Below are 23,350 nucleotides of genomic sequence, written 5' to 3' on the forward strand. Positions count from 1 at the left end.
CCCGGATTTATCCACAGGAAGGGTCCGCGAACCCGTGTGCTGTCGGAGCACGATCTCAATGTCGGGGCATGACATTTTACGAAACCGGCCGGCTCCTACGCAGGGCTGAACTCCTTGCCGCAGGCACGCTCAATGATCAAACTGTCCGCACCGGGCTGAAGTCCGGTGCACTGGAGAGGCGCTGCGCGGGTGTCTACGTGCCACCCAGCGACGATTTGTCGAAAGACGACGTCTACCTCGAACGGGTGCACGCGCGAGCGGGCAAGTCGAGGGTTCGCGTCATCAGTCACGATTCGGCAGCGGCGGTGCACAACCTGGCGTTGCTCGACCAGGACTACCAGCGCGTGCACCTGACCGATCGCCGAGGTGGGCGAATCACGCATGACCTGCATCTTCACGAGGCCGAGTTCGAGGCGGGGGACATCACCGTCGTCGAGGGACACCGGGTCACATCGATCGCGCGCACGTTGGCAGACGTTGCCAGAGAGGGCACCTTTTTCGAGGCGTTGGCGGTGTGTGATTCCGGCCTGCGGAGCGGACTGCCCCAGTCGGGTCTGGACGAGATGGCGGACCGCTTTCGAGGATTTGTCGGAGGGGCGACGCTGCGCGATGCGGTGTCGCTCGCGGACGGGCAGGCCGCCAATCCGGGAGAGTCACTCAGCCGCGGCCTGATGCGAAGCTTCCCCGAGGTTCCGACACCCAGGTTGCAGCATCCGTTCTACGACGACGAGGGCCTGATCGGGTACGGCGACTTCGATTGGGACGGCAGAGTCGTAGGCGAGTTCGACGGGTTGCACAAGTACCGCAAGTATCTGCAACCGGGTGAGTCGATCGAGGACGCGGTCATCCGTGAAAAACGTCGAGAAGACCGACTGCGGGCCCTGGGGATCCACGTCGTCCGTTGGACGTGGAAAGACCTGCAGGACGCGGTGCGGTTCCGGGCGCTGCTCGCAAAAGGGCTGCGGATGGCAGGCATGTTGTGATCGACCCCCCCACCACCCACCCGAATTCGTGCCGCCCACCTGTTGGTTCGAGTGGACGATGCAAAAACGGGTGGGGGAGGGTCATGGGTCTCCCACAGCTGCTCAGGGGTTTGCCAGCTCCTCACCCACCCGAATTCGCGCCGCCCACCGGCAGTATCCGGTGGGCGACGCAAAAACGGGTGGGCGGAGCCATCCGTTCAACCACCAGCAATCCCGCTAGTCCATCAGCCACTGCAATACCGGTACCCCTCAACACCGGTGTTGCACGCAACTCAGGAGCTAGAGCTCGTCCAGATCGACATGGCCGTCTTGCAATGCCCGGGCGAGCAGGGCGGCTTTGGTGTTCGCGGGCCGGCCGATCGCCGCGTACTTAAGCCGAATTCGGTTGACATGGGTGCTGACTGTGGCCGCGGTGATGAACAGCGCGGTAGCGACGTCCGACTTCGAATCGCGCATGACCCATTCGCGCAGGATCTGGATCTCCCGAGCGGTGAGAGTGGGCGCCGGCAACGGCTCAGAACTATTGAAAGCGCATGTCATTTGATTCGGGCAACTCCTACACAGGCCAACGTTTTGTCGGCCGCGTCGTGACCGGACGCTTAAAACTACACTTCGCGATCACTTGTCAGGTAGACATCGTTTGTGGTGACACCAGTATCGGGGTCACGGTTAGCAGGCATAATTAAATGCGGGGTGTTGCGCCCGGGATGTTCGGCGTCCGAGTATCTTTCGACCAAACCCTTCTTCTCGATCCGTATTCTCTCGGTCCCTGAGCTGCCACTCCGATAAACGGTCACCACGTGATCTCGGCCCGCCGGGAGCACCCGAACACGCACGTGCCCATCGCGCGCGTCCTGCAGCGCTGCCGTCACCACCACGTGCACCCAGTTGCGCATTTCCTCGTAGGTGAAGTCCAGGCCGCCGTCGTCGATCAACGTCACCTCGACCCCGCGAGCGCGCGCCGCCCGTGCCGCTGCGGCGGTCACCGGGCTCACCAACGCCGCTGCCCGGAGCTGATCGCGCAGATGCGCTTCCAACAGTTCGCAGGCCTGCCGTTCAGCCGCTGTCAGCGGCTCCCCGGTCGCGATGCGCAGGAGCAGTGGCCGCGCCAGCTCGTCGAGCTCGGCCAGCCGAGCATTGCGCTCCTGACCTGCAGCAAGGATCATCGACGCGTCAGCTGCACGCTGTCTGGCCTGGGCACGGAACAGTAGGATTGAACGCGTCGTCTTACGAATGGCAAGCGCAATCAGGGTCACGGCGAGCAACGCACCGGCGTTGTACAGCGGAACCTGCGCGCCCGCCCAGATGCCCTGGTCGGTGGCCGCCGCCCACCAGGCGTGGACGGCGACGGACGCGGCAACGCTCAGCCAGGCGAGCAGAATGCGGCCCCGCAAACACATGAAGACATAGATCAGGGTGGCGTAGCCCGAGATCCAGACCTGGTTCGACGTGGCCAGTGGCACCGGCACCACCGACAGCAGGATGGCAGCGGATACGGGGGGCGCCAGAGCCATCAGGATCGCGGGCGCCAGCGGCAGTGGATCGTTCGGCACCGCCACCAGGGCAATCGTTGCGGTGGCCATGATCAGGACGACGATCACCACCGGCCACAGCGGGGAGATCCCCTCGACGCTCATCGCCGCACCGAACGCCATGGCGACGACGACCGCGCCGATGATCACGCGGGTCGCAACAGTGCGCAGCCCCAAGATGTCCCTGACGTCCGCCGGGTCAGAGAATTGCGTCACGGTCGCTTCCAGCTCAGAGACACCGTGGTACCCGCGCCCGGTGAAGAAGTGATTTCAGCCTTGCCGCCCGGCAGCTGATCCATTCGGCCGCGGATGCTGACGGCCAGTCCGAGGCGGTTTCCGGGTACGGTCCGCGGGTTGAAGCCGACCCCGTCGTCGGATACCGACACCTGCAGGACGTCGTTGTCGGCAGCGACGTTCACCGTCCGGCGGGCATCGGGACCGGCGTGCCGAACACTGTTGCGCAGGGCTTCGGCGGCGGCGGCGGACATCGTACGGACGACCTCACCCGGGTATCGCTGGCTGCCCAGATCAGGAGCAATGGACGCGTGGACGCGGACGGCGTCATCGATTTCTCCTGTCGCGCCCCGGAACTCGGCCAGCGCAGCCTCCAGGCCGAACTCGGTCGCTCCTCTGGCGCCGGACTCGAGGACGTCGAGTTTGTCCACGGTCTCGACGGCTTGGCGGACGAGCGCTTCGGACATCGGCAGTCGGGCGGCAGCGAGCAGGGTCGACATCACTCCGTCGTGTGTCAGTGCGTCGAATCGAGACCGTTCACTCGCCCGGGCGACCGAGGCCGCGGCCTCCGCTGCGGCTTGCACAGACCGCTTGCGGGTGGCATCGAGGATGCGACCGGATCGCATCGCGGCCACCACGACTGCGTAGGGCATCGCCGTGAGGCAGAAACTCCAGGCGATCTCGGTCATCACGGCGCTGTCGTACGCCGGTGTCCGCACCGCTTCGTTGACGAACTGGACGGAGATGACCACGTAGACGAGGTACGGCAATGACCATCGCATCCGCCAGATCAACCCGGCTGCGGCGGCGACGAATCCGTTGAACTGGGTGAACCACATCCCGTGGCCGGCATCGAGCTGATCGCCGTTCCACACCAACGGCCACGTCGCGATCGTCAGGGCGTAGCCGATGACGAGGACGGTTGCCGCCCACCGGACCCACTCGATGTCCGGACGCCGGAACGACGTGGCGAACATGACCGCGGCCGAGCCATAGATGGACAGCACCGAGGCGGCGGTCCACCAGACCGGGACGACATCGGTGGACATCGCTATCGCTCCCGACAGGCCGACCGCGCTCAGCAGATACGCGACCGCAAGGTAGCGGCAGAACTGTCGAAAGATGTTGTCGGCTGCGCTGCCGTCGGGAGAATTGGCTCTCAGCGCCGGAACAACCGCGGTATCGGCAGCCATCCATCCTCCAGGGCGCGTTTGTAGAGTTCGGTTTTGGTCGGGGCAGGGCGGCCGGCGTCGGCGTACTTACGGCGTATCCGGGCGAGGTAGGCATTCACGGTCTCTGTGGACAGGCCGGTGATCTGACCGACCCGGGCCGCCTGCTCGCCGGAGGCGTACAGCTCGAGGATTTCGCGCTGACGCGGGCTCAGGGCAACCGCCGCGATGTCGGGATCACCATCGATCGCGGCAGCCCAGTCCATGGTGGCGACCGTGTCACCGTCGGCGGCCCGTCGGATGGCCTCGACCAATTCGGTGTTGCGCGCGGACTTTCGGACAATTCCCTGCACGCCTGCACTGAGTGCGGAACGAACGAGGTCAGGGTAGTCGGCGGTGGTGAACACCAACACCTTGATCCCCAGCGCGTGCAGCTGTTCGGCGTTGGCCTTCGGGGAGGAACCGTCTTCCAGTCTGAGGTCGAGCACGACCAGGTCGATGTCCGTGGTGATCGCGAGTAACGCGTCGACGGTGGACGCCCCTGCGACCAGGGCCAGCCCCTCGGCTTCGTCGATGATCGCTTCGATTCCTTTGAGCTGGGATTCGAAGTCCTCGACCACACCGATTCTGAATAGACCTCCCGCAGCGCCGTCGGTCATCGCTCCGCCTGTGGCTGGACGGTCATCGGGCATTCCACCTCGTAATCCTGACGTGAACAGCAGACAATGCGCCTGTGAACCTCAATACATGAGCAATTCTTGATCGCGTACCCAGTTCAGAGTGTTACGGCCGCGGGCAGAATCAGCGAAGATTCGGGACGGGAACGACTCTCAGCTCAGCAGCGCGCGCAGCGCTGCCCGATCGACCTTGCCCGGGCCGCGGCGGGGGAGTTCGTCGACGAAAAAGACATCACGGGGCACTGCTGTGCGATCGAGTGTGCGGGCAACGGACGCCTGGACCGACTCGGTGGTCGGATTCGCGCCGGGCGACGCGACCACTGCGGCCACCACCTTGTCTCCGAGACGCTCATCGGGCAGCCCGAACACCGCACAGTCACCGATCGCAGGGTCGCGCAGGATCGCGGCCTCCACCACTTGCGGCACGATGGTCAGCCCACCGGAGCTGATCGCCTCGTCGGTTCGCCCGACGATGGTGAGGACGCCGTCCGCCAACTCTCCGAGGTCGTCGGTGCGAAACCACCCGGGCTCGGCGAAGGCGGGGTGATCGGGGCGGCCCCGGTACCCGGAGGCGACCATCGGACCCCCGAGCACCACCCGTCCAGGATGGCCACCGTCGATCCTGATCCGCGTACCGGGCAACGGAACCCCGTCGTACACGCAGCCGCCGCACGTCTCGCTCATCCCATACGTTCCGACGATGGGAATGCCTGCAGCAGTGGCTCTCTCGCGTAATCGGAGTGGGGTCGCGGCGCCGCCGACCAAGACGGCGTCGACCTCCCGGAGAGCGCCGATGGCCCCCGGATGGTCAAGCACCTTCACCAGTTGGGTCGGGACCAGCGAGGTGTAGCGCCGGGTCGACGTCATCGACTCCAGCGCGCGGACCAGGTCAGCGGGGTCGAAACCGCCGGAGACGTCGATGGTGGTGGGCTCGACACCGGCGCGCAGACTGCGCAGCAAGACCTGCAGCCCGGCGATGTGGTGCGGGGGGAGGGCCAGCAGCCAGCCCCCGAGGCCACCGAGGTGCGCGTGGGTGGCGTCGATCGACGCGGTCACCGACGCCGTCGAATGCTGTGCGCCCTTAGGTGTTCCGGTGGTTCCCGACGTCGCGATCACCAGCGCGATGTCGCGTTCGATGGGTTCGCCTATCCCAAGTGCACCGCTCAGCCTGGCGGTCTCGGCCGGATCCGACAGGGGCACCGGCGCAAAGCTCCCCGAGCCGTCGAGCAGCTGGTGCAGTGCCCCCAGGTCAGGCGCCCCGGCCGACAGGGGGAGTGGTTGCAGCGTTCTGCCGCTCACTCCGGTGCTTCTGCCGGCGGGCTCTCCGGGGGCGGGTCGAGGGGGTTGGGGTCGAAGGGCCAGCCTTTGGCCTCCAGATGCTTACGGATCCGCGAGACGTCGGCTTCGAATGGCAGCTCGTCGGTCACCTTCGTGATCAGGACGCCCGCGTCGATGGAGGTGATGGGTTCGGGGCCGTCGTCGGTCACCTGGCCACTGTGGATCAGCTGCCGGGAGACGGACTTGACCTCTTCCTCGGACAGCTGCCTACGCAGGAGCGCGACCAGCGGCACGTAATCGCCGGACGGCACCCCGTTCGGATATCCCTCGCGCAACCAGTTCACGACTCTCATCAGGAATTGTGGACGGTCCATTTTCACGCCCTTCCAACTATGAGGCGTCATCGATCAGCCGCTTCCAGACCAAATCGAGTTCTACGATGATACTGCGGTCGGTGTTCAGCTCTCGACAAAGGGGAACAGGTCGACACCGAAGTAGTAGTCGATGGTGCCGCGCGTGATCCACAGGATGCCGATCACGATGACAGCCGCGATGATCGCGAACAGCAGGTACGCAATACCTTTGAGTACCGGGTTCGGTGCGGTGACGGTGCCGTCCGTGGCCTCGCCTGAACCGGCCGAGTGCAGCCGGATGCCGATGGCGAAGATCGCGGGAAGTCCGGCGCCGAGGAGCAGGCCGACTACGAGAACTTTGAAGATCGCTTCGACGGTCTCCATGGGTCAGACCCCTTCTTTTTCTTTGTACGCGGCGGAGACGTCGGCGGGGATGACGCTTCCGGTGGCTTCGTCCCAGTCGGCGTTGACGTTGTTGCTGTCGACCTTCTGCAGCTGGGCGCGGTAATACATGAAGCCTGACGCGGCGAGCAGGATCAAGAAGATGATGATGGCGCCGGCAGCTCCGCCGGTGAGGTTGGCGATGAAGAACGACAGTGCACCCACGAGGGCGGCGGCCGGGAGTGTGAAGACCCACGCGGTGGCCATCCGTCCGGCGACCGACCAGCGGACGGTTGCCCCCTTCTTGCCGACGCCCGATCCGAGGATCGAGCCGGTGGCGACCTGGGTGGTCGACAGAGCCATGCCGGCCGCGCTCGAGGTCAGGATGATCGCGGCGGACGACGCTTCGGCGGCCATACCCTGCGGGGACTCGATCTCCACGAGTCCCTTGCCGAGTGTGCGGATGATGCGCCAGCCGCCGAGGTAGGTGCCGAGGGCGATCGCGCCGGCGCAGCTGAAGACGATCCAGAACGGCAGGCCATGCTCGACGCTGCCTGCGCTGAGGTGCCCGCTGGCGATCATCGCCATCGCGATCACGCCCATCGTCTTCTGGGCGTCACCGGTCCCATGGGCGAGCGCGACCAGCGACGCCGATGCGATCTGGCCGACCCGGAAGCCTTGTGCCTTCTTGTTTTCGGCGACCTTCTTCGTCAGCGCATAGATGATGTACGTACCGGTGGCCGCCACGATGCAGGCGATGATCGGGGCCATCAGGCCGGGGATCAGGATCTTCTTGGTGAGCCCTTCCCAGTTGACACCGGAGGTGCCCAGGGCGGCGATGCCCGCGCCGATGAGGCCGCCGAAGAGCGCGTGAGAGGAACTCGAGGGCAGACCGAACAGCCAGGTGAAGAGGTTCCAGAGGATGCCGCCCACGAGGCCGGCGAAGATGATGATCATCGCCTTCTGGGCGTCGAGGCCACCGATGAGGCTGCCCGCCTCATCGCCCGAGGTCTGCTGGATCTTCAGCACGTCCTTCGTGATGGTCGCTGCGACCTCCACCGAAAGGAACGCTCCGACAAGGTTCAGAAGTGCCGCGATGGTGACCGCGGTCTTGGGCTTGAGGGCGCCGGTCGCGATGGACGTCGCCATTGCATTTCCGGTGTCGTGAAAGCCATTTGTGAAGTCAAATCCCAGTGCCGTGATGACCAGCAGCACGAGAATCAACATTTCTGCGCTCATGAGTAAGATTCTGAGCGTCACCTGAGGATCCGTCCAAACGGACATAGTGCAAATCGCCAATGTGACCTGGCGTTTTCCGCGCAGAGTCGGGGCTGTTCATCAACTGTTCATTTAGCGTCCGCTGATCAGCCACGCGGGCGAAGCTGCTTTGACTGCCATATGAAACACTTTGCATACACGATCGCAGTGACGCGAACCTCTGGAGGACACATGAAAATCGGCATGGCCATCAACTACGCGGGCGATTTCGCGGAGACGATCAACAACCTCGTCGATTTCGAAAATGTTGGGCTCGACCGCATCACGGTGCCCGAGGCATACAGCTTCGACGCCGTGAGTCAGCTCGGATACATCGCCGCCAAGACCTCCACGTTGGAGCTGGCGACCGGCATCCTGCCGATGTACTCGCGCACGCCGACCAATCTCGCGATGACCGCCGCCGGACTCGACTACATTTCCGGCGGCCGCTTCGTGCTGGGCATCGGCGCGTCGGGACCGCAGGTGATCGAAGGGTTCCACGGTGTGAAATACGATGCGCCGGTCGGCCGCGCTCGCGAGAACGCCGAGATCTGCCGCATGGTGTGGCGACGGGAGCGCACCGATTACCAGGGCAAGTACTACAAACTGCCGTTCACCAAGGAAGACGGCGGCACCGGACTGGGCAAGCCGCTCAAGATCATCAATCACCCGGTGCGCGAGCGTATCCCGATGCTCTTGGCCGCCATCGGCCCGAAGAACGTCGAGCTCGCCGCCGAACTATTCGAGGAGTGGCAGCCCATCCTCTTCCATCCCGAGCACCTGGCGACCGCGTTCGGCGAGGCCCTGGACAAGGGCAACGCGAAGCGTGATCCGTCGCTCGGCACGCTGGGGATCTCCGTGCACGCCACGACGCTCATCTCCGACGACAAGGACGAGCAGCGCAACGCGCTGAACCTGGTCAAGCACCACGCTGCGCTCTACATCGGCGGTATGGGTGCCCGCGGCAAGAACTTCTACAACGATCTCGCCGTCCGCTACGGCTACGAGGAAGCTGCCAAGAAGGTCCAGGACCTCTACCTCGACGGCCAGAAGGCCGAAGCCGCCGAAGCGATCCCGGACGAACTCGCCGCGGGTATGTCCCTGATCGGCTCGAAGAGCTACGTCGCCGAACGCCTCACCGCGTTCAAGGACGTCGGCCTGAGCACCCTCCTCGTCGCCTCGGCAGCTCAGGGCCATGACGCCCAGGTCGACCAGATCCGACAGCTGAAAGAGCTCGTCGCGTAAGCCTTCTGCTCACGCTCGCAAAACTTGGTCCCGCTCACTCCACGGAGTGAGCGGGACCAAGTTTTGCGAGCGCTTGTCCACAGTTCCCTCGTCTGTCCACAGCTGGGTCCGCTGCGGGGATGGTTGGGGCACGGTGTCGGCCAAGATCGAGCCATGGGGGGATTTCCTGAGGACAGTGACGGTTTGGTGTGGCGCGAAGCGGTGTTGGCGCAGGGGCACACCGACGACGTGATCAAGCGTGCGATCGCGGACAAGAGATTGCTCCGGATCTGGCCGGGCGTCTATGCGGTGGCGTCTCGGGAGCGGAACATCGACCAGCTTCGGAGGCTTCGCGTCATCGCGGCCGTACGCAGCTGCGATGAACCAATGGTCGCCAGTCACCAGTCGGCAGCGCTGTTGCACCATCTGCCGTTGCTGAAGCCCGGGTACGCCAAAGTGCATCTGACCACCGGTCGCGACGGCGGTGGACGCATCGAGAAGCGACGTCACCTGCACACCGGAGCTCTCGGCGCCGACGATGTGATCCGGTCTGGTCAAGTGTTCGTGACCTCGATTGCGCGCACTGCCGTCGATTGTGCGCGGGCTGGGTCGTTCGAGGAAGGGGTCGTGGCGTTCGACGGTGCACTGCGGATGGGTGCCGACCGAGCGGAGATGATGACTCAGCTCGAGCAGATCCGCGGCAGTCGGGGGGTCTCGCGAGCGCTACGCGCGCTCGACGTCTCGGATGCATTGTCGGAGAGTGTCGGCGAATCGTGGAGTCGGGCGCAGATGATCGCCTGCCCTGACATCCGAAAGCCGGGCTTGCAGCGCACGTTTTATGACTCGGACGGACGTTTCGTCGCGCGAGTCGACTTCGAGTGGGAGGGCCGGCTGGTCGCGGAGTTCGACGGCATCGTGAAGTACGGGGCGGGGTCGATGTTGCCGGGACAGACGCCGAACGACGTCGTCATTGCCGAGAAGATTCGAGAGGATCGGCTACGATCCCGCTCGGTCTACGGAGTGAGCGGGACAGAGTTCTGCGAGCGGGAGCTACTCGAACTGGGATTTGTACATCACCGCGTACCGCCCTTCGCGGGCCAGGAGTTCGGTGTGGGTGCCCTGTTCGGTGACGACGCCGTCTTCGACGACGGCGATGGAGTCGGCCTCGCGGATGGTCGAGAGGCGATGGGCGACAACGATCGTGGTCGTGCGTTTCTTCAGCGTCTCCAGGGCCCGGGCGATGAGCAGTTCGGTGCGGGAGTCGACGGCGCTGGTCGCCTCGTCGAGGACCAGGATGCGGGGATGCGCGACCATGGCGCGCGCGATGGTGATGAGCTGCATCTGACCCTCGCTGAGCGTGGTCCCGCCGTCGCCGATGACGGTGTCGAAACCGTCGGGTAGTGCCTCGGTCATCTGCAACACATGGCTGTCGCGGGCCGCGGCCTCGATGTCGGCGCGGGTCGCCGCGGGATGCCCGAACGCGATGTTCTCGGCGATCGTCCCGGTGAACAGCCATCGGTCCTGGGTGACGATCGCGGCCTGATTCCGGACGAGGGCCCGGGGTCCGGATTCGATGCCGTCACCGTCGACCCGGATGGTCCCGGACGACGGATCGTAAAGCCGCAACAGCAGATTGGTGAGGGTCGTCTTGCCGGCGCCTGTGGGTCCGACCACCGCGACGGTGGAACCGGCGTCGACATGGAGCGTCAGGTCGTTGATGACATCGACGTACTTCGCAGCGTCGTCGGTGCTCTTGCGGTAACCGAAACGCACACTGTCGAAGTCGACGGCAGGCGGGAAGGAATGACGACCGAACGTTGCCGGTACGGGCTCGTCGACGGCGGGGCGATCCTCGATGGGCTCTTCGAGCAGTGATCGGATCCGGCCGAGTGACACCAATCCCGACTGCAATTGGCTCATCATCGCGGTGAGGTCGTTGACGGGCTGGCTGAACATCCGGGAGAACGAGACGAACGCCTGAACCTGGCCGACCGTCAGGGATCCGGCGATCACCTGCAACGCCCCGACGATGGCCACGGTCAGATAGCTGAACGCGGTGATCGCCTGCAGGACAGGTGAGATCGATCCGGCGTAGGACTGCGCCGCCCGCGACGAGCGCGCGAGTTCGGTCGTGATCTCCTCGAACTCCGCACGCGCCCGGGCCTGAGCCCCGTATACCCGCAGTGTGTGGAGCTGTGCGTAGCTCTCGTCGATCCGCGACGTCAGGGTTTCGGTGGCGGCCCACTGGCTTTGGAAGTGTGGGCGCGCACGTTTGGCGATCACCACCCCGGCGATGACGATGATCGGGATCGACGCGATGACGACCAGGGTCAGCAACCAGGACATGACCGGCATCACGATGAGGAGCGCCAGCAGGGTCAGCACTGCTCCGGGCAGTTTGACGAACAAGGGCGAGAACACCGACGACACATTGTCGATGTCGCTGGTGACCTTGCTCAACGTCGTCCCTCGCGCAGCGGTGTCGAAGTACGCGACAGGCATTCGGTGAACATGCGTCTCGATGTCGGCGCGCAGTCGGTTCATGGCGCGTTGTGTGATGTTGTTGACGGTCCGGGCCTGCAGCCAGTTGGCCAGCGCTCCGAGCACATACACCGCGACCAACACGGCGAGTAGCCGTGCGACGACGGTGAAGTCGATGCCTGCGCCGGGTACCGACCCCGCCCCCTGGACCACGTCGGCGAACGTTCCCCGACCCTCGGCCCGCAACCGGGCGACCGCCTCGGCGTTGGTGAGACCCTCCGGCAACGTCATGCTGATCGCGCCGGCGAAGATTTGGTTGATGATCCCGGCCAGGATCAGCGGTCCCGAGATCAGCAGGGCGACGCCCGCCGATGCCAACGCTCCCACCGCCAGGAGTCTGCGTCGATCGTGGGTGAGCCGGGCCAGCAGCCACTTGAGATTCATCGCAGTGCGGCCTGGGAGTCGAGGATCTCGCGGTAGGTGCTGCTGCTCCGGATCAGCTCGTCGTGGGTCCCTCGGGCACAGATTCGGCCACCGGAGAGAATGACGATCGTGTCGGCGCCCGCTGTCGACGACACCCGTTGGGCGGTCAGGAGAATGACCGAATCGGGAAGTGCTCGGCGCAGCTTCTGCTTGACCCGGCTCTCGGTCTCGGGATCGAGTGCCGAGAACGGGTCGTCCAGAAGGAGCAGGCGTGGCCTGTGCACGATTGCCTGCGCCAGGGCCAGTCGCTGCCGCTGTCCACCGGAAAGGTTTCCGCCGCCGTGCTGCACCTCTTGACGCAACCCCAGTTCGTGGGCGAAGACGAAGTCGGTCGCGCACGCGACGTCGAGGGCGGCTCGAAGATCGTCGTCGGAGGCGTCGGGACGACCGAGGCGGAGATTGGCCTCGAGAGTGCCCGACAGCAGGGCCGGCACCTGCGCGACATACGAGATGTCCTGGTAGAGCTCGGACCTTTCACGTTCTCGGACGTCGATTCCGTCGATGAGGACCCGGCCCGACGTGGCATCGCAGAACCGCGGGATCAGACTGAGCAGGGTGCTCTTGCCGTCGCCGGTCCCGCCGAGTACTGCGGTCAGCGTCCCCGGCCGACATCGCAGATCGATGTCGGACAGGACTGCATGCTCGGCGCCGGGGTAGCGGAAGCCCACGCCTGACAGTTCGACGTCGCCCGTCCGGATGGCCGGGACCCGGCAGACGTCCGGATCCTGGACGGAAGGAACGGTGCCGAGGATCTCCTGAACTCGGCGTGCGCTCACCTGCGCTCGGGGCACCAGGGCGATCATCGCGGCAGCGATCGAGAGTCCGATGAGGATTTGGGTCAGGTAGCCGACGAACGCGATGATGCCGCCGACCTCCATCGAGTTGTTGTCAACGAGAACCGCCCCGACTCCGATGACTGCGGCGGCCCCGACGTTGGCGATGAGGATGATGCTCGGGAGCATGACGGCCTGCAGCGAACCGATGCGGTGTGCCGTGGTGGTGAGCTCTGTGTTCGCGGTGTCGAAGCGGGATTCTTCCAGCTCCTCGCGACCGAAGGAGCGGATCACCTTGATGCCGGTCAGCTGTTCACGCAGTACTCGGCCGACCCCGTCGATGGCTGACTGCAAGCGGGCGTACGAGGGGATGAGTTTGCGGACGATCACCACCACGACCGTTGTCAGCGCGGCAGCGATCACGATCACGACCGGGGCGAGCTGAACATTCTCGCTCAGTGCCATCACCGTGCCACCGACCACCAACACCGGAGCTGTGGCAAGCACTGTCATCGCGATGAACACCGCGAGTTGGAGTTGGTTGATGTCGTTGGTGCTGCGGGTGATCAGGGACGGTACGCCGAATTTGTGCAGGTCGGTGTCGGAGAATTGCTGTACCCGGGTGTACGTGGAATTGCGGATATCGCGACCGATACTCGTCGCGATGAACGATCCGATGATCGTGGCCGCGACGGAGGCGCACACGTTCACCACCGCGAGGGCCATCATGATTACGCCGATGGTGACAATTGCATCGACGTCAGCCTGCGCAATACCTTCATCGACGATGCGCCCATTGAGATTGGGTAGCAATAACGTCGTGGTCACCGCCACGAGCTGCAAGAAAATCAAAATCAGCAAAGGTCGCCGGTAAGTCCGTAAATGCGGCGACAGGACCGTGGCCAGTGGCTTTTCTTTGGGAATACCCATGCTCAGCACAAGTCCCCGGGAGCCGATCCGGCACCCCGGGGACCTGCGATCAAATAGAGAACTATTCGGTCTGTGCTAGTTGGAGCTACCGCCGGCGAGGCCTGCGAGCAGCCCGCCCAGGAGCTGGAGGAATGCGAGCAGACCGGTTTCAGACGAAGTCATGAGTGTCCCTTTCGAGGCATTGTGCGAATCTTCACGTGGTCGATGCTCGTGCTCTGAGCTGAACGACCGCGCAGCTGACCGAACCCACAATGGCATCCGGATCCAGTTTTGTCAGCTAAACGAAGAAGTTTGGATAAGTTCAGTTATCGACACTCGAGATTGCGAAATCTAATGTGGGGCAACGTCAGCTTGAACCTGCTGCTTGACGCCCAGCCCGAACGCCGCGCTCCGGGCAGGCCGATGCCTGCCCGGAGCGGGAGTGGGGGCGTCCTACTCGGCAGGTTCGCTGCTGCCGCCGAAGAGTTGAAGCAGAATTGCGAGCAAAGGACCAAGTTCTTCAGTGGAACCCATAGTGTTCTCCTTCTCGTTGATTTCTTGGAATGACAAAGTCGTCGAAGCGCTCTGCGTTTAACTCCCCCGACCAACTGAGCCGAATCCACCATGGCAGATTCGCGCGCAATTGTCACCCATTCCGGAATTTGTTTCAATTCATCGATAATTGGACATAAGTGCAGGAGATGACCTGGTAAACAAAGCATTGTCGCCGGTGGTGACCACTTTTGGGATATCGGACCGCGATCACATCGAGCTTCTGTGCCGGTCACGTGCCCGCCCACTCGTGCGACATACCTGCGTCGGCACATGAACATTGGGCACAGTGAATAAATGCAGGTCGTAACCATGAACATCGAGTGAAATCGGCGGATTTTCATTGCCACCGCACTGCACGGCGGCGACTGGGGCCATACGGACAGGTACCTGACCGCGAGCGACGCCGGAAGGCCTCGACAACACAAGACGGTCACCGATAAGCCCAGAAACTTTCTCACAGCGGCCATTTCCGGCTAGTGTTCCGCAGGTGAGAAGAATGCCGGCTGGTAAGTCGCCCCGTTTTGTCCGAGTCGCTGTGGCCGCGGCCCTGACCTCCGTCGTGACGGCATCGTCGCTGTTGGTCGCGACGCCTGCGTCCGCAGACGAGCTCCCGCAGGTCGGCATCACGTCGCCGGGCGGATCGTCGCTGGTCAGCGTGAACCAGACCGGCCCCCAGCAGCTGGAACTCCAGGTGTTCTCCGCTTCGATGAACAAGAACATCCCCATCTCGGTCCTGCTGCCGAAAGATCGGTCTGTTCCACGCCCGACGCTCTACCTGCTGAATGGGGCCGGTGGTGGCGAGGACGCCGCGAACTGGCAGGCCAAGACCGATATCGTCGACTTCTTCAAGAACAAGAACGTCAACGTGATCACCCCGAATTCCGGTGCCTTCAGCTACTACACCGACTGGCAGCAGGACGATCCGGAGCTCGGTCGCAACAAGTGGTCGACGTTCCTCGGTAAGGAACTACCGCCGATCATCGACGCAGCGCTCGAGACGAACGGTCGTAACTCGATTGCCGGCATCTCGTCGTCGGCGACGTCGGTGCTGAACCTCGCGATCGAGCACCAGGGCCTCTACCAGTCCGTCGGTTCGTACAGCGGCTGCGCGTCGACCGCGAGCCAGCTCGGCGAGACGTACATCAGGATCACGGTCGAAGGACGCGGCGGCGGCGACGCCACCAACATGTGGGGCCCGTACGGCGGTCCGGGCTGGATCGCCAACGACGCGATCATCAATGCCCCGAAGCTGCGCGGCCAGACGCTGTACATCTCGAACGCAACGGGTCTCCCGGGCCAGTACGACAGCCTGGCCTACACCAAGGATCCGAGCAGCCTCGCCGATCAGATCATCCTCGGTGGCGGCATCGAAGCCGCCACCGGGATCTGCACCGCACTGCTGGTCGATCGCCTGAACCGGCTGAACATCCCTGCGACCTATGACTTTCCGCCCGCGGGAACCCACTCCTGGCACTACTGGGAAGACCAGTTGCACAAGTCCTGGCCGACCCTGGCAGGTCCGCTCGGGCTCTGACCCCACACCCAAACGAGAACACGCCCCCGGTTGCAGCCGGGGGCGTGTTCTGTTCGTGGGCGTCAATTGTCTTCGCCCAGATTTCAACTGGAGTTCGTTGTATCGATGCCGACCTTGCCGACATCCTGATTCGATGAGCGAACCTCTGATTCCACCGTTTCAGCACACCGACGATTCCATCGACGCCGCCGACACCGGTCGCGGCGCCCCCGGTGGCGGGTCGATCGTCGAGGGGGAGGCAACGGTGACCGCGGCAGAGATCGAAAATTTCAACGAGCATCTTGAGGCCGAGCGCGAGCATCCGCCACTGTTCCGCACACCGCACCCGGGCCACACGGCCCAGGATTCGGGGTCCGACAGGGGAGCAGAGGCGCCGGATCAGTAGTAGAACGGATAGTCGTCCCAGTCGGGTGACCGCTTCTCCAGGAATGCGTCGCGGCCTTCTACGGCTTCGTCGGTCATGTAGGCCAGCCGGGTGGCTTCACCTGCAAAGACCTGCTGACCCATCAACCCGTCGTCGGTGAGGTTGAACGCGAACTTGAGCATGCGCTGCGCGGTCGGGGACTTGCCGTTGATGGTCTTGCCCCACTCGATGGCGGTCGTCTCGAGATCGCCGTGGTCGACCACCTCGTTGACCGCGCCCATCCGCTGCATCGCCTCGGCGTCATATGCGCGGCCGAGGAAGAAGATCTCGCGAGCGTTCTTCTGGCCGACCTGCTTGGCGAGGTAGGCGCTGCCGTAGCCGGCGTCGAACGACCCGACGTCGGCGTCGGTCTGTTTGAAGCGAGCCTCCTGCCGGGACGCGAGGGTCAGGTCGCAGACCACGTGCAGCGAGTGGCCACCGCCGGCGGCCCAGCCGTTGACCACGGCGATGACGACCTTCGGCATGGTGCGGATCAGCCGCTGCACCTCGAGGATGTGCAGACGGCCGCCCTCGGCCTTGACGCGCGCGGAGTCGACGGTCTCGGCGGTGTCCCCGCCTGCGTACTGGTACCCCGAGCGGCCGCGGATGCGCTGGTCGCCGCCACTGCAGAACGCCCAGCCGCCGTCCTTCTCGCTGGGACCGTTGCCGGTCAGCAGCACCACCCCGACATCGGGTGTGCGTCGGGCGTGGTCGAGCGTCCGGTACAGCTCGTCGACGGTGTGCGGCCGGAACGCATTGCGGACCTCGGGGCGATCGAAGGCGATCCGCACGATGCCGTGCGCACGCCCGGTTCCGGCGTGCCGGTGGTAGGTGATGTCGGTCAGGTCGTCGAAGCCCTCGACCGTGTGCCACTGCGTCGGATCGAAGGGCTGCTCTACAGATGCGCTCATGGTTTCCGAGCCTAGTGGCCTGACCCAGAAGTCCAGGGCGTCAGGAGTCTTGGTCCGCGCCACCGGTGCGTTTGGCTCGCTTGATCCGGTAGAGATCGGCATCCGCTTCGGCGAGGAGGTCGGAGATGGTGGAGATCGCCGCCAACCCGGTTGCCGAGCCGACGCTGGCGTCGCTGGGGCCGCGGCGGATGCCGTCGACGATCTTCGCTGCAGGCATCGGGCGATCGCCTTCGAGGCAGGCGGCGAATTCATCCCCGCCGAGGCGCGCGAACACGGCGTCCTCGGGCATCAGGGCCCGCCACTGCTGCGCGTAGTCGACCAGCCGTTCATCCCCGAATTGATGCCCGAACTCATCGTTGACGGCTTTGAAGTCGTCGATGTCGAGGGCCACCACGGTGATGGTGGTGTGCGCTGCTCGGGCACGCGCAAGCTGATCGGCGGTGGCGATCTCCCATCCGGCGCGATTGAGCAGTCCGGTCAGCGGATCGGTGCAGGCGATGGTCACCAGGGCGCGTGTCACCAGGCCAAAGGATTCGGCAGCACCGACGATCGCGACCACGAAGACGACGTAGGTCAATGCCGACTTCTGGGCCGGGGCAACCGCCAATGCGACGACAGCCGCCACGCTGAGTACGCCGATCAGGATGCGTGCGCGGTCGATCCGGTAGAAGGCGATCAGGTACATCGCGAGGAACATGACGGCGATCAGGCACAGGAACTCGGCGGCGGCGAGCACGTGGAACGCCATCACCGCCGGCGTGGCGATCATCGCTGCGGCGATCGCGGGGACGAGGTTGGTCGGGGTGCGCGCGAGGTAGAGCAAGCCGAACGAACCCAGCGCCACCGCGACGATCCCACCCACCGGGTTGGACAGCTCGACGTTGTTGCTACGCAGCGGAAAGAAGGTGAGCAGGACTCCCGCCGCGTACAGAAAGGTCGTTGCCGCCAGGTAGATGCGCAGCACCCTGATCTGTTGTCGTCGCAGCAGCTGACCGGTCGTGCCCCGGACGAGGCTGAACCGGTTCACAGCATGGCTCGATTCGACATCCTCGAGCCGGATAGTCGCCGCATCAGAACCAGTATCGTCCACCCGGTGGTGGCGGACCGGGTTTGCTGCCGCGGTGCCGCGTCACCTGAGGTCAGGGCCGGTCGATAGTGTCATCAGAATGAGTCAAGAAAGTCCGCTTGAGAAGACGGCCGGGTCGTTTGCGACGGACACGGCACAGGAGGCCCACCACGAGGGTGGCTTCCGACCCGACTTCGACATCGACCTGACACGCGGCGGACCCCGGTACGGGGAGTTCGTCGAGGAGGTCCGGACGTTCATGGACCGGGTCAAGGCGGCGCTGCCGTCCGAGGAGCTCGTGGCCGAGGTCATCGATGAACTCAAGGTGCTCAACGCGAAGCTGGACGAGGTCGCCATCGACGAGTGGCGGGCACCGTCCGGCGGGCGGATCGATCTGCCCGCGCGCGGCAACATCACGTTGCCGCCGTACGAGGTCGACGAGGCCGGCGAAGAGGGCGTTCAGGCCCGACTGACCTTCCGCCGCTATCACCTGGGTGGAAACAACGCCGCTCATGGTGGTCAAGTGGCCGTCGCGTTCGATGATCTGATGGGTATGGCGGGTGCGCTGGGTTCCAAAGGCATCACCCGGACCGCCTACCTGACCGTGAACTACCGCGCGATCACACCACTGAACACGGAGTTGAAGCTTCGGTCCTGGGTCGACCGGATGGATGGTCGAAAGGTGTTCCTGCGGGCGACGTTGCACAACGGCGAAACCCTGTGCGCCGAGGCGGACGGACTGTTCATCAAACTGAAGCCCGGGCAGCCCTGACTACCAGCGCCTGCGCTTGCGCAGCGCCCACAGCGCTATACCCGCACCGGCGAAGCTGAGCAGGTCGGACTCGGTGAGTCCTTTCTGCGGGGTGAATGACAGGATCACGTGCCCCTCGATCGGCCCGTTGAACAGCACCCACAAGACGGATACGCCGATCAGGACGTAGGCCGCGGGCCTGCTCGGTTTGGCGAGGGTCCATGCTCCGCAGACGAACAGCAGGTTCAGCAGCACCAGGCCGTAGAAGAGAGTGGTCGGGAGCATCCCTCCAGTATGGAGTCGCTTCGATCGCCGACCGTTCTCGAGCGAGGTGACCCTCGCCACTGCCGGATTCAGTTGCGCAGATCCCCGGGGCCGGGGGTATTCGAGCACGTGACTTTGGACTCAAGACACTAGGATATGCAACTATGTGAGACGCCCGGGAGTCGAGCATTGGAGAGACATGTCAGACGAGAGCAACGTCCTCGTTCGCACCGAAGGCCGGATCGGGCGCATCACGCTGAACCGGCCGAAAGCCATCAACGCGCTGACCCACGACATGGTGGTCGATATCCAAGCTGCCCTGGAGAAGTGGGCCGACGACGACGCCGTCGAGGCCGTCCTGCTCGACGGTGCGGGCGAGCGTGGTCTGTGCGCCGGCGGCGACATCGTTGCCATTCACCGCGACGCTTCGGTCTCCGACGACCTGGAGCACGCGCTCGCGACCCCGTCCGGTGTCTTCTGGCGTGACGAGTACGTCCTCAACGCCTACATCTCGCACTACCCGAAGCCCTACATCGCGTTGATGGACGGCATCGTCATGGGCGGCGGCGTCGGCGTTTCCGCGCACGCCAACACCCGCATCGTCACCGATCGCACCCGGATGGCCATGCCCGAGGTCGGGATCGGCTTCTCTCCGGACGTGGGTGGCACCCATCTGCTCGCGAATGCTCCCGGTGAACTGGGTACCTATCTGGCGCTGACGGCCGCGAACATCAACGGCGCCGACGCGATCGCGATCGGGTTCGCCGATCACTACCTGCCCGCCGAGCAGATCCCCGCCTTCGTAGAGGCCCTGACCGCCGAGGCCCCGGCCGCCGCATCGGTCGCAGAGGTCATCAAGAACTTCACCGTCGCGCCGCCCGAGGCCGAACTGCTCGGCAAGCAGCACTGGATCGACGAGGCATTCGCGTTCGACTCCGCGGTGCAGATCGTGGAACACCTTCGCGGACGGGATGATCCCGATGCCCGCGCAGCTGCTGACGTCGTGGCGGCCAAATCGCCGACGTCGGTGGAGGTGACCCTGCGTTCGCTGCGGTCGATCACCCCCGACACCACCCTGGAGTCCGCACTGCAGAACGAGTTCCGGGTGTCGATCCACTTTCTCGTCCACCCCGAGCTCGCCGAGGGCATCCGCGCCCAGGTGATCGACAAGGACCGCCAACCCAAGTGGTCGCCGCCGACGCTGAGCGACGTCGACACCGCTGTGGTCGAGAGCTTCTTCGCGCCATTGCCCGACGACCTCACCCTGACGAATGGAGCCCAGTCATGACCACTTTCGAGACCATCAACACCGAGCAGCGGGGCCGCGTCGGGATCATCACCCTGAACCGCCCGAAGGCCCTCAACGCCCTGAACTCGCAGCTGATGGCCGAGGTCGTCTCGGCCGCGCAGGCCTACGACACCGATCCGTCGGTCGGCGCCATCGTCATCACCGGGTCCGAGCGGGCCTTCGCCGCCGGCGCCGACATCAAGGAGATGTCGGAGAAGACCTATGTCGACATGCTCTCGGAGGACTTCTTCAGCGCCTGGGGACATCTCGTCGAGGTGCGCACGCCGGTGATCGCGGCCGTCGCGGGATTCGCCCTCGGTGGTGGCTGTGAGCTCGCGATGATGTGCGACATCATCATCGCCGCCGAGAACGCGGTGTTCGGTCAGCCCGAGATCAACCTCGGTGTGATCCCGGGAATCGGTGGGTCGCAACGACTCACCCGCGCGATCGGCAAGGCGAAGGCGATGGACATGGTGCTCACCGGACGCCGGATGAAGGTCGACGAGGCAGAGCGCGCAGGGCTGGTCTCGCGGGTCGTCCCGACCGAGACCTATCTCGAGGATGCGATCGCCGTAGCCACCACCATCTCCGAGCTGTCGCTGCCCATCACCATTCTCGCGAAGCAGGCAGTGAACCGCTCGCAGGAGGTCAGCCTGGCCGAGGGAATCCTGTTCGAGCGCCGCGTGTTCCACTCGACCTTTGCCACCGAAGATCAGACCGAGGGCATGGCCGCGTTCGTCGAGAAGCGGGATGCAAGCTTCTCGCACCGCTGAGACGCCATCGCGGAAAAGTCGACTACCTCGCCTGCGCGCCTGAGGCGGAGGGCGACCGAATAGACGGTGGGCAGCGCGGCGAGCAGCGTGTCGTCGTTGTCGCCGGAGGACATCATCTGTTCATCGTGCGACCTGAGCGCGAGGAGCCCTGGGGTAGCCCACTACTCGAAAACAGGTAGTGCACTACGCGCGCCCACGCTGCTCGGCGCTGCCACGATCGAAACATGGTCGAGGTCGGTCGGGTTTGGGTTGATCGTGTCCATTGCGCTGTCGGCGCAGTGGCAGAACTCGGCGAGCCCGCCGACGATCAGCGGGTGCGCCAGATGGTCGGGGCACGGTTCGCCTCTCGATTCGACGATCAGGCTCGTTTGTACGAGCAGCAGGAGCCGACCTGGCATCGACAGGTCCGGGCCGCCATCGACGAGCTCGTCGGCGCCGGTCTGGTCGTGAGTCATCCGGGAGAGGCTGATACGCGCGCGGTGTGGATGCTCACCGAGCATGGTCGTGACTCCCTCGCCGACGCCGAGACGCGGGCGCAGGCCGTTCCCGAACGTGCGCTGTCACCGGCCGCGACAGGACCCGCCGATCGCAACCCCGTACTCGCCGGCGTGTTGACCCCTGCCTTGCGCCAGATGTTCGTCGACGCTTCCGACGCGGTGCCGCCTCGCACCCGAGCGAGCCGATGGCCGATCATGATCGAGCTGAACCTGCGTTTCCGTTCGGGCCCGAACGGTGCGATGGACCGGATCAAGTCGCTGTGGAAATACATCGGCGGACAAGGCGAACCGTTCCTCTTGGCAGACGAGTACGCCGCCGGTGATCTGACCACCGGTCAGATCGAAGGCCTCGTCTCCGCGGACTGCGCTGCGGGCGCATGGGAGGATCGCGCCGTATACCGGATCTGGCCTGACTTCGAGGTGCATCCGCAGATCGATGTGTCGGCAACGACGATCAAGGCGCAGGCGGCTCATCGTGCCTTCAACAGTTTCGGAGACGGCATCGTCTGGGCGGTGGTCGATTCAGGAGTACAGGCCGACCACCCGCATTTCGTCGGGTACGAGACCCTGACCCACGGATCGGTGCGAGACCTGCACCGCGACTTCACGATCGAGAGCAACGACCCCGCAACCGCGCTGCAGGACGAACTCGGTCACGGGACACACGTGGCCGGGGTCATCGCAGGCGGTCTCGAATACTGGGCCGACGACCAGCACACCCCGCTGGTCACCGAACAACGGTTCAACGTCGCGGCCGGTGACTATCCGATCACCCAACCCCGTGAGGTGGGTGACCCCCGAAAGCTGGCAGGCATGGCCCCCGCCGCACGGCTCGTCAGCCTCAAGGTACTGGCGAGCGGGGATCCCACGACGCGGGTCACCCGCGTGATCCGGGCGCTGGCCTACGTCAGGGAATTGAACGCATCAAGCGACAAGCTGCCGCGTATCCACGGCGTCAACCTCAGTCTCGGTTATGAGTTCGACCCCGAATGGTTCGCATGCGGTCGCAGCCCGCTCTGTCTGGAGGTCGACAAACTCGTCCGCTCCGGCGTGGTCGTGGTGGCTGCGTCGGGCAACTCGGGCTACGTGACGCTGGCACCGGGAAAGTCGATGGTGACGAAGTTCAGTGCGGCCATGACGATCAACGATCCCGGAAACGCTGCGCGGGCGATCACGGTGGGCTCGACGCATCGAGATGCCCCACACACCTTTGGCATCTCCTACTTTTCGTCCCGCGGGCCAACCGGTGACGGCAGGTGCAAGCCCGACCTGGTCGCGCCCGGTGAACGCATCACCTCAGCGGCCGCCGGTGCCATGTTGCAACCCGTCCTCAACGCACATCCCGAGGGACTCGACGGTCGCGCGGTGTATGTGGAGGACAGCGGCACCAGTATGGCTGCGCCCCACGTATCGGGCGCGATCGCCGCGTTCCTGTCCGTACAGAAAGAGTTCATCGGCAAGCCCGAGGAGATCAAGAAGATCTTCGTCGACTCGGCGACACCGCTCGGTCGCGACCGCGCCTTCGAGGGTGGCGGCCTGCTGGATCTGATGCGCGCACTCCAATCAGTTTGACA

General features: G+C 64.7%; 21 protein-coding genes. 8 read left to right on the forward strand and 13 right to left on the reverse strand.

Annotated features, from left to right (window positions below):
* Positions 1-68 precede the first annotated feature (68 nt).
* Positions 69-983 (forward strand): type IV toxin-antitoxin system AbiEi family antitoxin domain-containing protein, encoded by a 915-nt coding sequence (locus tag J3S28_RS04120; RefSeq protein ID WP_207837805.1) that lies wholly within the window; start codon positions 69-71, stop codon positions 981-983.
* Positions 984-1,262: 279 nt separating this feature from the next.
* Here J3S28_RS04120 and J3S28_RS04125 read toward each other — a convergent pair whose 3' ends face one another.
* The 8 genes from J3S28_RS04125 to J3S28_RS04160 all read right to left on the reverse strand — a co-directional run bounded on the left by J3S28_RS04125 (position 1,263) and on the right by J3S28_RS04160 (position 7,846).
* Positions 1,263-1,493 (reverse strand): LuxR C-terminal-related transcriptional regulator, encoded by a 231-nt coding sequence (locus J3S28_RS04125; RefSeq protein ID WP_237340945.1) that lies wholly within the window; start codon positions 1,491-1,493, stop codon positions 1,263-1,265.
* 95 nt (positions 1,494-1,588) lie between these two features.
* Positions 1,589-2,731, reverse strand: a complete 1,143-nt coding sequence (locus tag J3S28_RS04130) for a DUF8320 family protein (protein WP_207837809.1) — start codon at positions 2,729-2,731, stop codon at positions 1,589-1,591.
* Complete coding sequence (locus J3S28_RS04135) at positions 2,728-3,942, reverse strand: sensor histidine kinase (RefSeq protein WP_207837812.1); 1,215 nt, start codon at positions 3,940-3,942, stop codon at positions 2,728-2,730. Before J3S28_RS04135 ends, J3S28_RS04130 begins: the two co-directional genes overlap by 4 nt.
* Positions 3,909-4,577: a response regulator transcription factor gene (locus tag J3S28_RS04140; RefSeq protein ID WP_207837814.1), complete on the reverse strand. Its 669-nt coding sequence runs from the start codon at positions 4,575-4,577 to the stop codon at positions 3,909-3,911. The genes J3S28_RS04135 and J3S28_RS04140 overlap by 34 nt, the downstream gene beginning before the upstream one ends.
* A gap of 171 nt (positions 4,578-4,748) precedes the next feature.
* A complete protein-coding gene (gene menE, locus J3S28_RS04145) occupies positions 4,749-5,894 on the reverse strand; it encodes an o-succinylbenzoate--CoA ligase (RefSeq protein ID WP_207837817.1) in 1,146 nt (381 codons plus the stop codon).
* The gene (locus tag J3S28_RS04150) at positions 5,891-6,247 is read right to left on the reverse strand and encodes a DUF3349 domain-containing protein (RefSeq protein WP_084893326.1); all 357 of its coding nucleotides are present in this window, start codon (positions 6,245-6,247) and stop codon (positions 5,891-5,893) included. Before J3S28_RS04150 ends, menE begins: the two co-directional genes overlap by 4 nt.
* 84 nt (positions 6,248-6,331) lie before the next feature.
* Positions 6,332-6,610, reverse strand: coding sequence for a hypothetical protein (locus J3S28_RS04155; RefSeq protein WP_207837818.1), 279 nt, complete (start codon positions 6,608-6,610; stop codon positions 6,332-6,334).
* Between the two features lie 3 nt (positions 6,611-6,613).
* Positions 6,614-7,846 carry an inorganic phosphate transporter gene (locus tag J3S28_RS04160; RefSeq protein WP_207837820.1) on the reverse strand — a complete coding sequence of 411 codons (1,233 nt, stop codon included), beginning with the start codon at positions 7,844-7,846 and terminating at the stop codon, positions 6,614-6,616.
* A gap of 210 nt (positions 7,847-8,056) precedes the next feature.
* Between J3S28_RS04160 and J3S28_RS04165 the strand changes: the two genes are divergently transcribed.
* Complete coding sequence (locus tag J3S28_RS04165) at positions 8,057-9,109, forward strand: LLM class F420-dependent oxidoreductase (protein ID WP_207837822.1); 1,053 nt, start codon at positions 8,057-8,059, stop codon at positions 9,107-9,109.
* Between the two features lie 1,029 nt (positions 9,110-10,138).
* Here J3S28_RS04165 and J3S28_RS04170 read toward each other — a convergent pair.
* Positions 10,139-12,013, reverse strand: coding sequence for an ABC transporter ATP-binding protein (locus J3S28_RS04170; protein WP_207837824.1), 1,875 nt, complete (start codon positions 12,011-12,013; stop codon positions 10,139-10,141).
* Positions 12,010-13,755: an ABC transporter ATP-binding protein gene (locus tag J3S28_RS04175; protein ID WP_237340946.1), complete on the reverse strand. Its 1,746-nt coding sequence runs from the start codon at positions 13,753-13,755 to the stop codon at positions 12,010-12,012. Before J3S28_RS04175 ends, J3S28_RS04170 begins: the two co-directional genes overlap by 4 nt.
* Before the next feature lie 1,030 nt (positions 13,756-14,785).
* Here J3S28_RS04175 and J3S28_RS04180 point away from each other — a divergent pair.
* A complete protein-coding gene (locus J3S28_RS04180; RefSeq protein WP_207837828.1) occupies positions 14,786-15,823 on the forward strand; it encodes an alpha/beta hydrolase in 1,038 nt (345 codons plus the stop codon).
* A gap of 133 nt (positions 15,824-15,956) precedes the next feature.
* Positions 15,957-16,208: a hypothetical protein gene (locus J3S28_RS04185; protein ID WP_207837831.1), complete on the forward strand. Its 252-nt coding sequence runs from the start codon at positions 15,957-15,959 to the stop codon at positions 16,206-16,208.
* Here the strand turns inward: J3S28_RS04185 and J3S28_RS04190 are convergent.
* Together J3S28_RS04190 and J3S28_RS04195 are read right to left on the reverse strand one after the other, a co-directional pair.
* The gene (locus J3S28_RS04190) at positions 16,202-17,137 is read right to left on the reverse strand and encodes a 1,4-dihydroxy-2-naphthoyl-CoA synthase (RefSeq protein ID WP_207837834.1); all 936 of its coding nucleotides are present in this window, start codon (positions 17,135-17,137) and stop codon (positions 16,202-16,204) included. The genes J3S28_RS04185 and J3S28_RS04190 overlap by 7 nt on opposite strands.
* A 40-nt stretch (positions 17,138-17,177) precedes the next feature.
* Positions 17,178-18,164: a GGDEF domain-containing protein gene (locus J3S28_RS04195; RefSeq protein ID WP_307796820.1), complete on the reverse strand. Its 987-nt coding sequence runs from the start codon at positions 18,162-18,164 to the stop codon at positions 17,178-17,180.
* A 139-nt stretch (positions 18,165-18,303) separates the two neighbouring features.
* Here J3S28_RS04195 and J3S28_RS04200 point away from each other — a divergent pair, with 139 nt between their 5' ends.
* Complete coding sequence (locus J3S28_RS04200; RefSeq protein WP_207837836.1) at positions 18,304-18,975, forward strand: PaaI family thioesterase; 672 nt, start codon at positions 18,304-18,306, stop codon at positions 18,973-18,975.
* On the opposite strand, the gene J3S28_RS04205 is transcribed toward J3S28_RS04200, so the two are convergent.
* Positions 18,976-19,239, reverse strand: coding sequence for a hypothetical protein (locus J3S28_RS04205; protein WP_207837839.1), 264 nt, complete (start codon positions 19,237-19,239; stop codon positions 18,976-18,978).
* Positions 19,240-19,417: 178 nt separating this feature from the next.
* Between J3S28_RS04205 and J3S28_RS04210 the strand changes: the two genes are divergently transcribed.
* From J3S28_RS04210 to J3S28_RS04220, 3 genes are all read left to right on the forward strand, one after another.
* Positions 19,418-20,506, forward strand: a complete 1,089-nt coding sequence (locus tag J3S28_RS04210; protein WP_207837842.1) for an enoyl-CoA hydratase/isomerase family protein — start codon at positions 19,418-19,420, stop codon at positions 20,504-20,506.
* A complete protein-coding gene (locus J3S28_RS04215; protein ID WP_207837845.1) occupies positions 20,503-21,279 on the forward strand; it encodes an enoyl-CoA hydratase in 777 nt (258 codons plus the stop codon). Before J3S28_RS04210 ends, J3S28_RS04215 begins: the two co-directional genes overlap by 4 nt.
* Before the next feature lie 224 nt (positions 21,280-21,503).
* Positions 21,504-23,348 (forward strand): S8 family peptidase, encoded by a 1,845-nt coding sequence (locus J3S28_RS04220; RefSeq protein ID WP_207837848.1) that lies wholly within the window; start codon positions 21,504-21,506, stop codon positions 23,346-23,348.
* Positions 23,349-23,350 lie beyond the last annotated feature (2 nt).

Source organism: Williamsia soli (assembly GCF_017377795.1).
GTDB classification, from domain to species: domain Bacteria; phylum Actinomycetota; class Actinomycetes; order Mycobacteriales; family Mycobacteriaceae; genus Williamsia; species Williamsia soli.